We start from the raw sequence: 16788 nt of genomic DNA, 5'->3' as shown, positions 1-16788 counted from the left end.
TCCTATCCTTGATTATTCAAATTCGTGGTGATGGTTTACCGGAAAAGTATGAGCAATGGTGTTGACCTTTGACTCGCGGCTCATGCTTATCATGACGGGTAATAAGAGTATTAAAATGATGGTGGTATTTACCGCAACGAAGAACACCATGATGAGGGCGTATATCGCGAGTAAGAGGCTTTTTCTGTTGTCATTGAGACTACGGAAGCAAAAGCGAATAAACAGAAAATAACCACCAAACAATAGGGCGATACCGAGCAACCCGTATTCAATTGCGGTATCTAACACAAAGTTGTGGGTGTAGATCGCCAGCTCATCATAGTTAAAGTAACTGATCATAAAGTTGGGTAACATTTTCGCGCCGACACCTAAAACAGGGTGCTGAAGTAAAATGTCTAACCCATTGGCAAGTAAGAGTTTTCTATGAAGATTCGATACCCAGCGGGCTTCACTTTGGTTGGCAAATAAGACGTCTTCTTGGGTTATTTCCAATGTGTCCGCTAGCGTTTCAAACCCAACGTAGAGTGTGGTTGTGACGGCAGTAAACACAATGAAGCTTAAGGCTAATAAAATCGTCCACGTGTACGTTTCATTAAGCGATTTTCTCATCAGGTTTTTTACGAGCAGCTGGTCAAAGAAGAAAAGCAGACAAAAACCAAGTAGTGCTTTTCTTTCTTGCGACAACACCAGTAGTACCAAAGCAACGAGCATTAAAAGGTGGAAAGCGCGAATTTTATCCCGATAAAGGTATAGTAGTGAGCAAAGTACACCGAAACCGTATTTACTTACCCCGAGTAACTTAAAGCCGCTTTGATAGCCTTGAGCAAAGTGCCATAAGGCAACGAGCGTGCAGATCAAAAACAGCAGATAAGTGAAATAAACCATTACCCATTCATCATCAAACACGCCATAGGCGTACATTAGGCTAAGCAAGCAGAGAATCGCCAGCCATTGCACGGTTTCTATAACTAGCGGCATTAAGGGGACGCGATTTAGCAGGCCATTTAAGAACACATACCCACTGAACAGTACAAGGAACCCCATGCAGGGATGCATGAGTTTTTCAGCTTTTCCTTCCAATACCACTAACGCTGTAAAACCAATGGACAAAAGACTTACGATGTCTGAAGGTGCTAGTGCTATTCCTCCAGCACGAAACTTCATAGGAATAAAGAACAATGCTAATAGGCATGCTGCAAACCATGAGGCTCGATGGCTCGATGGCGCGGAGCTATTTGTTGGTGCAAAGCTGCTGGTAGATTCCATAGTAACCTTCACGAAATTTATCGATGGTGTAAAGAGAGGCCCTATTGACTGAGTATTGACTTGCAGCGTCATACCGCTCAACACTTTCACACAGCTGGAGCACTTTCTGGCTCAGCTCATTTGAGTTACCAACCTGAAATAAATATTCGGCACGTCCGGTGACGTCATCCAAACCGGGTACGTCCGATGATAATACGGGTAAGCCTGCTGCCATGGCCTCAACCGCCGCCAAGCCAAAGCCTTCGACATGCGATGATTGCACGTAAATGTCCATGTCGTTCAAAAACGCTGGAACATCAGAAACTACCCCATGAAAGTGAACACGTTGCGTGACGTTGAGCTTTGTTGCCAATGCTTGCAGTGGCGATTTTTTTTCGCCATCTCCAGCAAGATGGAGCTCGTATCGTCTTGGTAAATGGACAAGTGCTTGGATAAGCGTTTCATGATCTTTATGTTGGTGAAGTCGGCCCACCATGCCAATCTTGATGACTGGTTTGTCGATCAGGTGGCTGGCGCACTTCGGCATCATAGGAAACCTTTTTAAATCAACGCCATTGTGCACCACGTGATATTTATGTTGGTAGCGAGGCATGAACTTCACCAGTTCATCTTGTACTTTTTCACTAATACTGACCGTCAAGTCGTGGCCCCAATACAAGACATATTCCATGAACTTAAACAACGGATAGTCACGTCGACGGTTGTAAGAGCAGTGCTCAGTCTGGATTCGTTTTTTACCTACCGCCAATAGCGCTAGATAAATGGAAGGGTAGAGGTGCCCGTGAACGACATGCGGCCAACGCAGCAAACAGTATTTCTCACTCAATGACAAAGTGCGCCAGTTAAAACACTCTATCCCTTGGGCGGATAGCGTTGGTAAGTAATCATTTTCATCACACAAGACCAAAATTTTGATTTCGTATTCAGGCTTATGTTCTAAAACAAGGTCGACTAAGAACTTCTGAGCACCGCCGTTCTGAGAAAGATCATTAATAATATGTAGAATCTTGGTTTTCATGATTAATTGGTCAGATATTGCTGTTTAAGGTCGATGATTTCTGCATTTGAGAAAAAGTGCTTCGTCAATTTAGAATTCAGCATTTCTTCAACGTACTCGGGTGTAGGTTGAAATTGCGTTTTGAATTCTTTCATTAGTGGCGAGTACCATTTGTTGTCTGACTGATTTTCATAAACAACATCCACGGGGTAACCTAAAAAGTCTTCAACTGCGGAGTTAGCCTTCGCTAGCTTGTCACTTCGAATGACCAACAGTGAGAAGTTGTTGTTGTGGTATGTTTGATAGCCTACTTCGTGATTAAAAGGTTCGTTAAACACATCAATCCCTGTTAGTTGTTTGATCTCGTTGTCAAACCACTGCAGCGCATATTGATGATTCATGTGCTTATCAAATGCCTCTTGGAGTAATTGCGGTCGTTCGGTACGTATTGCGCTGTCATCTTTTAGATATTTGTCCGCCATCCAAAACGGAAGTGCTTGAAAGAACATTGAAACATTTCGTCCGATCGGTTCACGCACCAGCGAGATAATTCGAACTTTTTTCTTGCGCTTTAACATACGGCTCATCGCTATGCGCTTGAGTCGTCGCTTTAACGCATTGATCTGAGGTTTATGCAATTGCGCCCTTACAGGGGATATCTGTTTTTGCGCATCGACAGTCATAAGATCGTGCAAGTGAATCGAGTTGGGAATGGAATGTTCTAATGCACTCGAACCTACTTTGCCCATTTGATAGATCAATACCGGTTGTTCTTGGCTTTTCAACGTTTGGTACCAAGATGCGTTTGAGTTAGTAGGCGTATTTCTGGACATAAAGCGTTTCTCCTTCCTTAGTCTTGGCTTGTGTGATTAAGACGCCAAGAGATGGAACTGAGTGTTGTATTTGTTTAGATAACGCAAGGTTAACCAGTGATGATTTTGTCGACTCAGAGCGAATGACGGTAATCAGACCATTGGCATACTGACCAAGAATAAGTGCATCACTCACTGACAGTAGGGGCGGTGTATCGATAATGATCCGGTCATACTTATTTTGAAAATGTTCGAGCAACTTTTTAAAGCGATCAGAAGCTAGCAGTTCCTGTGGGTTTGGCGGAATTAGGCCTGCCGGTAATACATCTAAGTTGGCTTCTTTTATATGCGTAACACAATCTTTGATTGGCGTATCCATAGTCAGGATATGCGTTAAGCCTGGGCTTGATTCAGCAATACCAAACCGTTTTGCGATGGAAGGTCGGCGTAAATCGCAGTCGATGATCAATACCTTTTCCATTTTTGAAAACGACACCGCCATATTGATACTGGTCGATGTTTTTCCTTCTTCTGGAATGGCAGAAGTAAAGGGCAATATCTTTTGCTTAGTGTTGGTTAGTCTGAGCAGAAGCGAGGTTCTGACGGAGCGACAAGCTTCACTAAATAGCTTTTCTTCATCATCTAAATACGCGGTATAACTGACGCCGTTTTTACGCAAATTGCGTTTTTTGACCATCGGAATCACGCCTAAACACGTAACACCAAGTTTTTCCTGCACATCGGCTGTGCTTCGGATAACTTCTCGCAGAGTTTCTAAGATGATGACCAGCGCACAAGCAATGGCAAAGCCAAAAAATGTGGCAATCAGTACCAGTTTGATTCGTTGCGGTGCTACCGGAAATAGAGGGATGATGGCTTTATCAGTAAAACGTGCAGTGACATTTTTGTAGTCGCTGGTGGCGTTGGTCTCTTTCTCACGATTTAAGAACGCTTCATAGAGTGCCTTATTGGATTCAACCTCGCGTTTTAACTGTTCGTAACGCGCTTTTTGTGACCCTAACGATTGGAAGTCCGACTTTTTGTGATCGAGTTCTGCTCGAAGCATGTCCTCTTGAGCCTTTGCAGCAAGAAGGTCTTGTTGCTTACTGAAGGAAATGTCACGAATGAGTTGCTGGGTTCTAGATTGAATTTCAGCAAGCTGCGCTTTCGCCTGAATCATTCGGTCATGCTTGGGGCCGTAGCGCTGTGCCAGCTCAGAGAGATTTTTGGCTGCCTGAGCTTCCGATAATTTTAGGTCGCGGATCTGCGCTTGATTAGCGAATTCATCAATTGACAGCAAGCTGTCTAAACTTTGTGAGGATTTACGTCTTAACAGTTGGATTAACGTCTGCGCTTCAATGCGCTTATTAACAGCGACATTTAGCTTGCGAGTGAGTTCTTCTAGCTCATTTGCGTAAATTTCATCAATACCGTTTATATCGATCAATCCTTCTTTTAACAAGAATTCTTGCAGCGCTTGCTCAGAGTTACGTAATCGCTCCTCCAATTTTTGTGAGTTATTTGTCAACCAAGTGGCCGCATTTTGTGTAACGACCAATTTGGCTTCAAAATTTGCGTCAATGTAGGCTTGGCCGACCGCGTTGGCGATTGTTGTCGCAAGCTTAGGATCGGTAGAACGAAAGCGAATTCTGACTAATTGGGTGTTACGTACCGGCTCAATATCGAGTTTACTTCTGAAAGCTTGAAGCGCTTGATAATAGGACTCTGAAAACTGGGCGGTTTCTTTTGGGCTTGGTGCCACATTCAGTAGGTCTTGAACAAAAGGGATCGACTTTATTTGGTCGATCTTTTGATTTAATCCACCTGAGCGTGTGAACTCCGGTAGTTGAGTTAGGTTCAGCTCTCTAATGACCTTATCTGCGATATGATTCGATTTTAAAATAGCGATTTGCGTTTGAAAGTACTCTTTTTTTGTCGTGTCGACGCCATATACTTCCTCGATTGAAAGGGCGCTTTTTTGCTCTTCTTGGATGAGTAGCGTTGCTGTAGCTTGGTATATCGAGGCTTTGGAGTAGATATACCAAGTACAAGTTAATGAAAACAGAAGCGTGAAAGCTGCGATGCTTAGCCAATTCTTTTTAATCGCTTTAAAGTGATGACCAAAACGAATCAGTTCTACTTTGTTCATCTGGAGATTATTTGGATGAGTCCCGTTCATTTGATTCCCTGTCACTTAAAAGAAGCTCTGGTCGATAAATACAATGTCACCAGGCTCAACGTTGCGGTGCATACTGACACCCTCTATCGTTTGACCCGTTTTATGTTTGGTGAGGTTAATGCCTTTGCGTGAGGCTCGGTCGGTCAAGCCACCAGCTAAAGCGATCGCCTTTTCGATAGTTAATCCTGGTCGATATTCAAATCCACCTGGTTTCCTGACTTCGCCATTGACATAAAACAGACGAAAGTTATTGATGGTGACCATCACTTTTGGGTTGATGAGATAATCGCCTTTTAAGCCCGTTTCTATTTCGTACTTGAGTTGTTTCGGTGTTTTTTTGATTGCTTTGATTCGGCCAAGGTAGGGGTAATCAAAATAGCCATCTGACGTTATTAGAATATTTTTAATCGTAAGATCTTCTTCACCGTAGACCTGCACGGAAATGGTATCGCCCGTGTCGAGTAAGTAATCTTCCTCGTTTGAGTCAGCGTTGACCAAAGTGCTAAATAGCAACAACGCTACACTCATGAATGTGATGAATGCCTTCATTAATAATCCTTTTTACAGAGAAAACTGTGCGCTTAAAGTCCAAATGTTCTGTTCGAAGCTATAACCTGGTCGGTTAGAGGTTTTATCTTGGTATTGCCAGTCGGCTTGCAGCTGTATCCAGCGTTTAATTTGATAATCGATACCAAAAGATAGGGTGTAGCGATCGTCGTTTCTGGAGATTCCCGTATAGTCATCTTGTTGATAAATAGCACCTAAGCGAGTTGCAAGGTAACTATTCCAATCGTGCTTGAGGTTCAGTCGATAACGAGTTTGTAGGTTGTAATCGCCATCTTGATCTGGGTTAACTGCCGCTTGAGTGGTTTTCACGCTGACTAGAGTTTGTTCTTGAGGCAGCCATTCAAAGCCGATATCCCAACTGAACCCTTTAAATGTCTCTCGTTGAGCGCTGTCAAAATCTTTGATTTGATAACCGAGTCGAGCGATGCCTTTGGTTTTTCCCGTTACTTCCCATTCGGCACCGGTGTAATAGAAACTGGTGCTATTATCTTTGGAAGGAAGAGCAGAATTTCGGTGCTGATAGTCGGTTACTATTTGTTTTGTCCCAACTAACCAATAGGTTCTTGGCGTCGCCCTTAAATAGAATTCCAAGTGTGCATTAGGGGCTCGAAAATCGTTGTATTTTGTTTTAGCGTTTGTGCGCCCAGGTAAGCCGTCACGGTAATTTTGATAGGTTTTATCACTGTAGCCTAAACCGAATTCGAGTCTGCCTTTTGCACCGTTAGAGCCAAAGACATAATTGGTTTTGATATCGTTACGGTTGAACTCAATTGGTGAGTCTATTGCGCTACCATTACCTTCGGTAATGTCTTCCCCTCTAATTTCATGCTGGGCGCGAAAACGATAATCAACCACTAAACGATGACGATGATTGAACTCAAAAAAGTTGGAAAACTGAAAGGTATGATCGTCGAAGTCGTTGCGGTCATCGGATGAAAAACCTGCTTTCAACTTGTATAAAATATCTGCGCGATAGTGATTCCTTTCTATACGTGCTAATAAGCTTGGCTCTATACCCCAAATATTGACCGATTCTACATTGCCGGATTCCTCCGCTTTGTTGATGTTGTCATCGCCCTCGTAGAAAGTTCTTACGAGGGGAATAAACTCAATGCCAGACTCGGTTTGGTAAGCCATCGGTTCTGCGAGTAAGCCAGTTGAAAACAGACTCAATGCTATTGCCATTGTCAGTTTCTTCATAATCTCAACCTTAGTAAGCGTTAGCACCAGTGAAGCCTTTGAAAACGGTCATAAAGATGATTTTGATGTCCATCCAAACCGACCAGTGGTGGATGTAATCCAAATCAAACTCGACTCTCTTTTCCATTTTTTCTAAGGTGTCTGTTTCGCCGCGATAGCCATTAATTTGCGCCCAGCCAGTAATGCCTGGTTTTACTTTGTGACGTAGCATGTATCGGTCAACAATCTGGCGATACTCTTCATTGTGCGCCACGGCATGAGGGCGTGGACCAACAATAGACATGGTCCCTTGCAGTACATTGATAAATTGAGGCAGTTCGTCCAAAGAGGTGCGACGCAGAAAACCACCAAAAGGCGTAATGCGTGGGTCGTTCTTTGTCGCCTGTTTCACGTGAGGGCCTTGATCCATAGTGGTCATTGAACGGAATTTCCAGACTTCAATCTTGCGTCCATCGAGGCCGTAACGATGCTGTTTAAAAATGACCGGACCTTTAGAGGTCAGCTTAATGCCAATCGCAATGGTGAGCAGGACTGGAGAGATCAAGGCTAAAATAATGCTCGAAAACAAGATGTCTTCAAACCGTTTTACCCAGGAAGAAACTCCAGCAAATGGTGTATCAAACACGCTGAGCGTTTGAACTTGGCCGATTTGTGCCCAACGAGAATGCAAAAGGTTATAGGTAAAGAAGTCGGGAATCAGATACGTATTTGCGGTGGTGTCTGAGAATTGGTTAAGAAGCGATGCAATACGTTCTTTTGCGTGCATTGGCATTGCGATATAGACGTAATCCACTTCCCCTTTTTTGGCTCGCTCAAGAGCGTGGTCAACTGCCCCTTTAATAGGGTAAGCAGAATTTGGCAATCTGTCGGAAGAACGCTCATCGTAAAAGCCATCAAAAAGTACACCGTGTTCAGTGTGGTTTTGAATTTCGTTAGCAAGGGTAATGCCGTGAGGAGTTTGGCCGATGATTATTGCAGTACGAGTGTTGAATCCTTTTTTTCTTAAATAGGCTAATCCGGTACGGAATGTCACTCGCCATGCCAAAAGTAGAGCGGGCGTAATCGCAAACCACCATGCCAGAATAGTGTTATCAAATAAGTCATAGACTTCCGAAAAATACAGAACAATAAAGATAAGCGCGGAAGTTACTGCCCAGGCCACACAGACAATAATCATCTGCTCTTTAAACGAACTGGTTCGCCAAGAGCGGTATAGGTTGCCGCTTTCTGCCATAAATAGAAAGGAGATGCCTCCAACAAAAGCCAGTATGACGTAATCTTTCCCCATCGCAGTATTCATGTCTTTGAACACTAAAAGCAGCATAAAAGAGACGATGACAGCAAGATCTGAGATGCGATATAAAAAAGCGAACTCCATCTCGTGAGAGCGGATAAGTCCTTTTTGTTTCATGACTCAGTTTCCCTTCTTACACGCTACCGCCCTTGGGTGTCTCCCCCAATTGCCGTGTCGTGAGCGTTATTAGTAGTTAGTGAACAGAGCATTCTGTTGAATGCTTCTGAGTTTTTTATCACGTGTAATTTCGTTGATAAGTGTAAAAATTTGCGTTGTTGAGGTAAGTGGAAATAAGAATGAAATTTAGACCTTTGGCTAAGTTTGGCGGGTTAGGAAAAAGCTGGTACTTACTCATGAGGGATGAGGAAAAGTATTAAAAATGAAGTATCAGTACAAAGACAATGGTTTATGTAAAGGTAGAAGAAACGGGTGATCTTATTCGTTAACGATTAATGATTTAGTATCGAATTACTGATATTTATTAGGATAAAAAAATCCCTCTCAAGTGAGAGGGATTTTTTGTGATTAAGGACGAATGAATTATTCGACTTCTACGCCGTTTTCTTTGTATAGGCGGCGGCATGCACGACCATCACTGTGGAACAGGTGACAACGGTGTGCTGGAATACCAATCTCGATTTTATCGCCGGTATCGACTGCGAGCGTGTCAGGCTGACGGAAAATAACGTCCGCGTCCGCACCTTCTAGGTTTAGGTATACTTGAGTTTCGTTACCTAGCTTCTCAACAATCATCACTTCACCGTGAATGCTTGCATCAGCTTCAGAAGCGGATAATAGGTGCTCAGGGCGAATGCCTAAAGACATTCGGTCGCCACGGTTAACCGTCGTGCCATCCACTGGAATCCAGAAAGATACGCCATTAGATAGTTGAACTTTGACGCGCTCTGCTTCTACTTCATCAATGAATACGCTCATGAAGTTCATTTTCGGAGAACCGATAAAGCCTGCTACAAAGCGGTTTTGTGGGTAATGGTAAAGCTCAAGCGGCTTACCAACTTGCGATACATAACCGCCGTCTAGTACAACGATTTTATCTGCCATTGTCATTGCTTCTACCTGATCGTGCGTTACGTAGATCATGGTACAACCAAGTTGACGTTGTAGCTTAGTGATTTGCGCACGCATGTTTACACGCAGTGCCGCATCCAAGTTTGATAGAGGCTCATCTAGAAGGAATACATTTGGCTGCGATACCAGTGTTCGGCCAATCGCCACACGTTGACGCTGACCACCTGAAAGCGCTTTTGGTTGGCGTTCAAGTAAGTGGCCCAATTGTAGAATTTCTGCAGCTTGCTCAACACGTTTGTCGATTTCTGCTTTGTCTGCTTTTGCTAATTTTAAGCCAAATGACATGTTGTCATATAAGTTAAGGTGTGGGTAAAGAGCGTAAGACTGGAATACCATACCAACACCACGTTTGGATGGTTCGACGTCATTCATGCGCTGGTCACCAATATACAAATCACCTGAAGTAATGTCTTCAAGACCGGCAATACAACGTAAAAGGGTAGATTTACCACAACCTGATGGACCTACGAAAACAACAAATTCACCTTCGTTGATTGTTAGGTCTACGTTCTTAGAAATCAGTACGTCGCCATACGCTTTACAAACATTTTTTAACGTGACACTCGCCATGTAGCTCGTCCTCGATCAATTTTTTATTATTCACCGCTCATCATTATATGAATTATCTAGCGAGCAGTAACAGTAGGAATCGGTAAGTTATTGCGGTTGGTAAGAAAAGTAGGGTAGCACTTCAATAAAATGTCCTGAATAGAAGTGCTACCCATCATAGCCAAGTACGAGTTTCTCTCCCCCACATTATTCGTGTTGTCTCCCCCGTGAAATAATTACCACAAACAACACCAATAATGACATTCCACTCGTCTGGCAATGCAAAACCAGCAAATCTTTTTCCTAATACGTAGGCACTGCTGGGAAAGGGTTCTTACCATCCACTCTTGGATGACTGAAGTTTGTAAGATTGTGCGAGGTGCGACATCCTCCTAATAGAAATAATTGTAGGGGGAGTAGGTAGGGAGGAGTAAAAAAGGAGGAGGAATAAAGCAGTTGGTCGGAAATCACATTATTGCACCACCTAAAGTTGAAACCGATCACAGGAAGTATCCGTTTTGTGATTTGAGTCTCTTACCCTTGGCGATTTAGATCACGAAAATACGTCATAATTGTAAGGGCGTAGGGATTAGGAGGATGAGACATATTGGATTATTTCAGATGATATATGTCGAAATACGGCTGAACCTCAATGGACTAGCCCTACATCAAAAATATAAAAAGGATACGAACATGAAAAAGTTAAGCGCTGTAGCACTAGGTACTCTTGTTGCTTTGGGTTCTTTTGGTGCTAATGCTGCCATCGAAGAAGGACAACTTACTATCTGGATCAACGGCGACAAAGGTTACAACGGCCTTGCTGAAGTTGGTAAAAAATTCGAAGAAGACACTGGCATTAAAGTGACAGTGGCTCACCCAGATGGCCTTCAAGACAAATTCCCTCAAACTGCAGCGACTGGTGACGGTCCTGACATCGTATTCTGGGCTCACGACCGTTTCGGTGGTTACGCAGAAGCTGGCCTGCTAGCAGAAATTAAACCTTCTAAGAACATTCAAGAAGGTATTGTTGATTTCGCTTGGGATGCTGTACGTTACGACGGTAAATTGATCGGCTACCCAGTTGCGGTTGAGTCTCTATCTCTAATCTACAACAAAGACCTAGTTCCAAACCCACCGAAGTCTTGGGAAGAAGTTGCAGCGCTAGATGCAAAACTTAAAAAAGACGGCAAGTCTGCAATCATGTGGAACCTAAAAGAACCGTACTTCACTTGGCCACTAATGGCTGCTGATGGCGGCTACGCGTTCAAATACACTTCTGAAGGTTACGATGTTAAAGACGCAGGTATCGCGAAAGAAGGCGTTAAAGACGCAATGAGCTTCGTAAAAGGCTTGGTCGACAAAGGCGTAATCTCTGCAGATATGGACTACTCAGTATCTGAGTCTGCATTCAACCAAGGCAAAACAGCGATGACGATCAACGGTCCATGGTCTTGGGGCAACATCGAGAAGTCTGGCGTTAACTACGGCGTGACTACGCTACCTAAGTTCCAAGGTCAATCTTCTAAGCCATTCGTTGGTGTTCTAACGGCTGGTATCAGTACTGCGTCTCCAAACAAAGACCTAGCGGTTGAGTTCATTGAGAACTACCTACTAACAAACGACGGCCTACGTATGGTTAACAACGATAAGCCTCTAGGTGCGGTAGCGCTTAACTCGTTCCAACGTGAACTAGATTCAGATACTCGTATCGCTGCGACTATGGATAACGCGATGAACGGCGAAATTATGCCAAACATTCCTCAAATGAACGCATTCTGGGGCGCGGCTAAGAACGCAATCATCAACGTAGTTGATGGTCGTCAAACTGTCGATGCAGCATTGGCAGACGCAGAAAAACAAATGACTAAATAATTAAGTAAGACCTTTTTAAGGAGGGGGCAACTCCTCCTTACTTTTCTATATTTATTCTATATTCGCTAGCAGGTTCCCTATGCAGTCAGTTCAAGGTACAAATGCTATGACAGCACCAGAAGCCAGCCTTCCGAGCAGCAAAAAAGTGTTCATGAAATGGTCACTTTTAGGCACAGTCGGCATTATCAATGGCTACGCAACAATCCTTATGTATTCACGCGGTGAGATTGCGTTTGCACTACTTACGATCATTCTTACCGCTTTAGCGTTGTTCATCTTTGGTAGTAAAAAGACGTACGCACACCGTTACATCTACCCTGGTATCGCAGGGATGATCCTTTTCATTCTTTTCCCTCTGGCGTACACCATAGGTTTGGCGTTTACCAACTACAGCGCGAAAAACCAACTCTCTTTTGATCGTGCGCAGAGCGTACTTTTGGACAGAACTTATCAAAGTGGTGATAGCTACCCGTTCACTTTATATAAAACGGATCAAGGACATCAGCTTGTGGTTGAAAAAGATGGTGAGCTACTTGCTACGCCCACTTTTCAACTAGATAGCCTCTCAGCATCGGATCTTGACCTATCGCCAATTGAAGAAGCAACGGGCGAGAAAGAATCAATCAAGACGATTGTTAAGAGCCGTAATACGTTGAGCAGTGTTGATTTGCATCTGCCGAGCGGTGAAGACATCCGCATGAGCGGGTTACGTAAGTTTGCGGCAGTTGTGCCTTTGTACACGCTGCAAGAAGACGGCGAAACGCTTTACAACAATCGTACTGAAGAGACGTTACGTCCAAATATGGAAGTAGGTTACTACCAACCTGTCGATGAAAATGGTCAGTTTGTTGGTAGCACAGTGTCTCCTGGCTTTGTGGTGAATATTGGCACGCACAACTTTGAGCGTGTGTGGAAAGATGATGGCATCAAAGAGCCGTTTATCAGTATCTTTATCTGGACGATTGTGTTCTCGGCACTCACCGTACTATTTACGCTTGTAATTGGTCTTGTTCTAGCAAGTGTTGTTCAGTGGGAAGCATTAAAAGGCCGCTCGGTTTACCGACTCTTACTGATTCTGCCTTATGCGGTACCGGCGTTTATTTCTATCTTGATCTTTAAAGGTTTGTTTAACCAAAGCTTTGGTGAGATCAACATGCTTCTGGAAGGTTTGTTCGGTATTAGCCCAGCTTGGTTCTCAGACCCATTCATGGCGAAAACCATGATTCTGATTGTGAACACGTGGCTTGGTTTCCCTTACATGATGATTCTATGTATGGGTCTACTAAAAGCGATTCCTGATGATTTATATGAAGCGTCAGCAATTGATGGTGCGAACTTTATTACTAACTTTACTCGTATCACGCTACCAATGATGTTGAAGCCGTTAACACCACTGTTGATTGCGAGCTTTGCCTTCAACTTCAACAACTTCGTGCTTATCCAGTTGTTGACAGGCGGCGGTCCAAACATGATTGGTACGTCAGAGCCTGCGGGTTACACAGACCTATTGGTAAGTTACACCTACCGAATCGCATTCGAAGGTGCAGGCGGTCAAGACTTCGGTCTAGCAAGTGCAGTAGCAACACTTATCTTCCTATTGGTTGGCGCATTGGCACTTATCAACCTACGCGTAACTAAAGTAGCTCAGGACTAAGGAGAGATTACAATGGCAATGGTACAAGGTAAGTCATTAAAGTATCGTGTTTGGGCTACTCATATTGCGATGTGGGCATTCTTGGCACTGATTATTTTCCCTTTACTGATGATCATCGCGATTTCATTCCGTGAAGGTAACTTTGCAACGGGTAGCCTGATCCCAGACAACCCAACGCTTGATCATTGGAAATTGGCATTAGGTTTCTCGGTGACGAACCCAGACGGTACAGTTACACCGCCACCATTCCCAGTCATGACATGGCTGTGGAACTCAGTAAAAGTGGGTGGTATTTCTGCAATCCTAATCGTGGCGCTATCAACCACATCAGCTTATGCGTTTGCTCGTATGAAGTTCAAAGGTAAGAACACTATCCTAAAAGCGATGATGATCTTCCAAATGTTCCCTGCGGTATTGGCATTGGTTGCTCTATACGCGTTGTTCGACAAATTGGGTCAGTACATCCCATTCCTTGGTCTCAACACGCACGGCGGTCTGATATTCGCTTACTTAGGGGGTATCGCACTGCACGTTTGGACGATTAAAGGCTACTTCGAAAGTATTGACTCTTCGTTAGAAGAAGCGGCGGCACTGGATGGTGCGACACCATGGCAAGCATTCCGTTTGGTATTGCTGCCACTGTCTGTGCCAATCCTAGCGGTAGTATTCATCTTGTCGTTCATCATGGTAATTGGTGAAGTTCCTGTAGCATCACTACTACTTTCTGATGTAGACTCGTACACACTTGCAGTGGGTATGCAGCAATACCTATATCCACAAAACTACTTGTGGGGTGACTTTGCTGCAGCTGCTGTACTTTCAGCAGTGCCAATCACTGCCGTATTCTTACTTGCTCAACGCTGGTTGGTTGGTGGTCTAACCGCTGGTGGTGTGAAAGGATAATCTCTTGTGGTCTGAGATTGATAAGAATAACTAGAAAAGGGCGACCACATGGTCGCCCTTATACGTAGCACGGATATTACAATTTTGGTTTGGCCGCCGATCAGTAATATCTTGGCTTTTATTGGCGTTACGCATAGCTGGCTGTTAGCTTAGTTCCTTACGATTCAATCACTAACAGTTTTTGTAACCATAACCTGAGTTTAGACTCAGGTTTTTTTATACTTGTTAAATACAGTTGTTCAATAAGCAGATAAAGATTAGCGGCTTTGCAATGGATTACACAGGGCTTGAATAATGCCCTGCGTAGCACTTCACATAAATAACCTGAGTTCAGGTATCAGTAAAATTGAGGTAGGTAAGGATTAAAACTCTCGACTGGAGGGGGCACATCCAACGTATTGAAGCAGCGTGTATAAGCTTTCTTGCTGTAGTGCGACGCGACGAAATAAATTTGCAAAGGTGACATCACCGCCAAAGCAGGTTTGAATGTAATGGTTAATTTCTGTTTCGTTATACCCCTCGACGTACATGGTTCTTACCCACTGGTACTCGACCGCTTTTAAATTGGTCAACGTCTCTTCACTTAAGGTCGTTTCTTTTAGTCTCAAGATCCAAACTCTATCCAACTCCAAAATAGTGGAAGGATTTAAGCAAAGCTAGGTGAAGGATTTATGACAGAGGAGGCCGAGTGTGAAGCAAATGGCAAAACCATGATGTTGCTCCACACTCTGATTATAAGTAACGTTGAGGTAGTCAATAGCGTTCTTAACGGATGTAGGTTACTTGAGATACTTTACGTGCGCTTCCATCTCTTCCCCGATTTCTTTGCGCATGTTCATAAGGCGGATAGCGGATTGTTCCAAGGCTTTATCTTCATCAGACTCTGGAACCCATTTCGGCACGTCGGTTGGTTTTCCGTTCTCATCTACAGCAACCATAATAACGATACAGTGGGTGGTGAGTCTGTTTTTCATTTGTTTTGGGTCACTGGCTTGCACGTCAATCGCGATGTGCATTGAGCTTCGTCCGGTATAAATGACTTTCGCGCTAACTTCGACTAAGTTGCCGACATGAATCGGCGCAACAAAACGAATACCACCTGCGTATGCAGTAATGCAATATTTGCCACTCCACGCTGCAGAGCAGGCGTAGGCTGCTAAGTCGATCCATTTCATTACGGCACCGCCGTGCACTTTTCCGCCGAAATTGACGTCACTGGGTTCTGCTAAAAAGCGAAGGGTAATGTCTCTTTGACCACTGCTCATCTGTCTTTCCTTGATGGGTTATTGTTTTCCCAATTTAGCAGCAAGATGAATTTTCGGGAATAGCGAATGAAACAAAATATTAACTTTTATTCGAACGCTGAAAACAAAAAGCCACAGCGTAGTTCTGTGGCTTGGGGAACTGGGATTAATTGGCGGTGGAGGCAATCTCAGAATTGGGCAATGGCTTTCTGTGTCGTATTTTTATTTGCGACAGGATAACGCCAGAGATGACTAACAGCCCACCAATAATGTGGTAAGCGTAAATTTTCTCACCAATCAACGTTGAAGCAAGTACGACAGAAACCACGGGCATTAAGTTCATGAACATGGCACTTGAATCAGCGCCAATTGAATCAATCGCTTTCACCCACATTAACGGCGCAAAAATGGAAGCCGCAATGCCAGCATAGGCGATTAATGGTAGCGCGCCTTGGCTTGGTAACAGTTGCTCACTAGAGAGCCAAAGTGGTGTAAGCATCACAACCGAGAAGAAGCCTTGCATGTAAACCAGAGTCAAACTACTGAAAGGCATCTTCCAGCGTTTTAGCAGCACGCAATAAGCCGCGTATACCATGGCTGCAATCAGCATAAGGCTATCACCTTGGGTCATGTCTTGATGTAAAAAGTAGGTGATATCACCATGACCAAGCATAAACGCCAAGCCGCCGAGCGAAATCACACCACCGACGATACTTAACATTGATACAGACTTGCCTAACAGAGGAACACTTAAAAATACACTGATCAAAGGAACCAAAGAGGTAATCAGTGCCATGTTGGAAGCCGTTGTCGTTAAACCAGCGTAGTAGCCAAGTGATTGGTTGAGTACCATGCCAAGTAACGCAAGAAATGCCAGCTTAGTTAAGTAAGGTCGAATAATTTGTCGTTGTTTGATGATCGCAGGTAGACAAAATGGAGTTAGAAGTACCATTGCGACAAACCAACGATAGAAACTCATCGCACTTGGTTCAATGGCGCTTGCTGCCATCTTATTCACAATTGAGTTACCACCCCAAATCATAACGGTGAAAAACGGAAGTAAATAAATCATGAGAACCCTATAGCACAATTATTGATGGCGCTAGTCTGGCAGGTCTTTATAATAAAAAGTATCTCTTAAAAGACATCGTAAGCGATAGGA

General features: G+C 43.8%; 14 protein-coding genes. 3 read left to right on the top strand and 11 right to left on the bottom strand.

Going from position 1 to position 16788, the window contains the following annotated elements; all coding sequences use genetic code 11:
• Window positions 1-12 precede the first annotated feature (12 nt).
• The 8 genes from R2S67_RS00885 to malK form a co-directional block, all read right to left on the bottom strand.
• Entirely contained in the window at window positions 13-1266 is a 1254-nt protein-coding gene (locus tag R2S67_RS00885) for an O-antigen ligase family protein (RefSeq protein WP_317341746.1), read from the bottom strand.
• Complete coding sequence (locus R2S67_RS00880) at window positions 1232-2284, bottom strand: glycosyltransferase (RefSeq protein ID WP_006742216.1); 1053 nt, start codon at window positions 2282-2284, stop codon at window positions 1232-1234. The genes R2S67_RS00885 and R2S67_RS00880 overlap by 35 nt, the downstream gene beginning before the upstream one ends.
• A 2-nt stretch (window positions 2285-2286) precedes the next feature.
• Window positions 2287-3096 (bottom strand): putative capsular polysaccharide synthesis family protein, encoded by an 810-nt coding sequence (locus R2S67_RS00875; RefSeq protein WP_317341745.1) that lies wholly within the window; start codon window positions 3094-3096, stop codon window positions 2287-2289.
• Window positions 3074-5254, bottom strand: a complete 2181-nt coding sequence (locus R2S67_RS00870) for a GumC family protein (RefSeq protein WP_317341744.1) — start codon at window positions 5252-5254, stop codon at window positions 3074-3076. The genes R2S67_RS00875 and R2S67_RS00870 overlap by 23 nt, the downstream gene beginning before the upstream one ends.
• Before the next feature lie 15 nt (window positions 5255-5269).
• Complete coding sequence (locus tag R2S67_RS00865) at window positions 5270-5803, bottom strand: polysaccharide biosynthesis/export family protein (protein WP_005392485.1); 534 nt, start codon at window positions 5801-5803, stop codon at window positions 5270-5272.
• 12 nt (window positions 5804-5815) lie between these two features.
• Window positions 5816-7021, bottom strand: coding sequence for an outer membrane beta-barrel protein (locus R2S67_RS00860; RefSeq protein WP_317341743.1), 1206 nt, complete (start codon window positions 7019-7021; stop codon window positions 5816-5818).
• A gap of 10 nt (window positions 7022-7031) precedes the next feature.
• Entirely contained in the window at window positions 7032-8432 is a 1401-nt protein-coding gene (locus tag R2S67_RS00855; RefSeq protein WP_317341742.1) for an undecaprenyl-phosphate glucose phosphotransferase, read from the bottom strand.
• Between the two features lie 423 nt (window positions 8433-8855).
• Window positions 8856-9974 (bottom strand): maltose/maltodextrin ABC transporter ATP-binding protein MalK, encoded by a 1119-nt coding sequence (gene malK / locus R2S67_RS00850; RefSeq protein WP_005375271.1) that lies wholly within the window; start codon window positions 9972-9974, stop codon window positions 8856-8858.
• A 672-nt stretch (window positions 9975-10646) separates the two neighbouring features.
• On the opposite strand from malK, the gene malE reads away from it, so the two are divergent.
• From malE to malG, 3 genes are all read left to right on the top strand, one after another.
• Entirely contained in the window at window positions 10647-11825 is a 1179-nt protein-coding gene (gene malE / locus R2S67_RS00845) for a maltose/maltodextrin ABC transporter substrate-binding protein MalE (RefSeq protein ID WP_005375272.1), read from the top strand.
• A 79-nt stretch (window positions 11826-11904) separates the two neighbouring features.
• Entirely contained in the window at window positions 11905-13479 is a 1575-nt protein-coding gene (gene malF / locus R2S67_RS00840) for a maltose ABC transporter permease MalF (RefSeq protein WP_031780258.1), read from the top strand.
• Between the two features lie 12 nt (window positions 13480-13491).
• Window positions 13492-14382, top strand: coding sequence for a maltose ABC transporter permease MalG (gene malG, locus R2S67_RS00835; RefSeq protein ID WP_005375275.1), 891 nt, complete (start codon window positions 13492-13494; stop codon window positions 14380-14382).
• Window positions 14383-14744: 362 nt separating this feature from the next.
• Here the strand turns inward: malG and R2S67_RS00830 are convergent, their stop codons facing one another.
• The 3 genes from R2S67_RS00830 to R2S67_RS00820 all read right to left on the bottom strand — a co-directional run bounded on the left by R2S67_RS00830 (window position 14745) and on the right by R2S67_RS00820 (window position 16698).
• Window positions 14745-14990 (bottom strand): hypothetical protein, encoded by a 246-nt coding sequence (locus R2S67_RS00830; protein ID WP_005375277.1) that lies wholly within the window; start codon window positions 14988-14990, stop codon window positions 14745-14747.
• A 171-nt stretch (window positions 14991-15161) separates the two neighbouring features.
• Window positions 15162-15647: an acyl-CoA thioesterase gene (locus tag R2S67_RS00825; RefSeq protein ID WP_005392490.1), complete on the bottom strand. Its 486-nt coding sequence runs from the start codon at window positions 15645-15647 to the stop codon at window positions 15162-15164.
• A gap of 145 nt (window positions 15648-15792) precedes the next feature.
• Window positions 15793-16698, bottom strand: a complete 906-nt coding sequence (locus R2S67_RS00820; RefSeq protein WP_258687373.1) for a DMT family transporter — start codon at window positions 16696-16698, stop codon at window positions 15793-15795.
• Between the last annotated feature and the right edge of the window lie 90 nt (window positions 16699-16788).

This window comes from Vibrio sp. T13N, assembly GCF_032970445.1.
GTDB lineage: Bacteria > Pseudomonadota > Gammaproteobacteria > Enterobacterales > Vibrionaceae > Vibrio > Vibrio diabolicus.
This window is presented reverse-complemented; position numbering and strand designations above follow the sequence as displayed.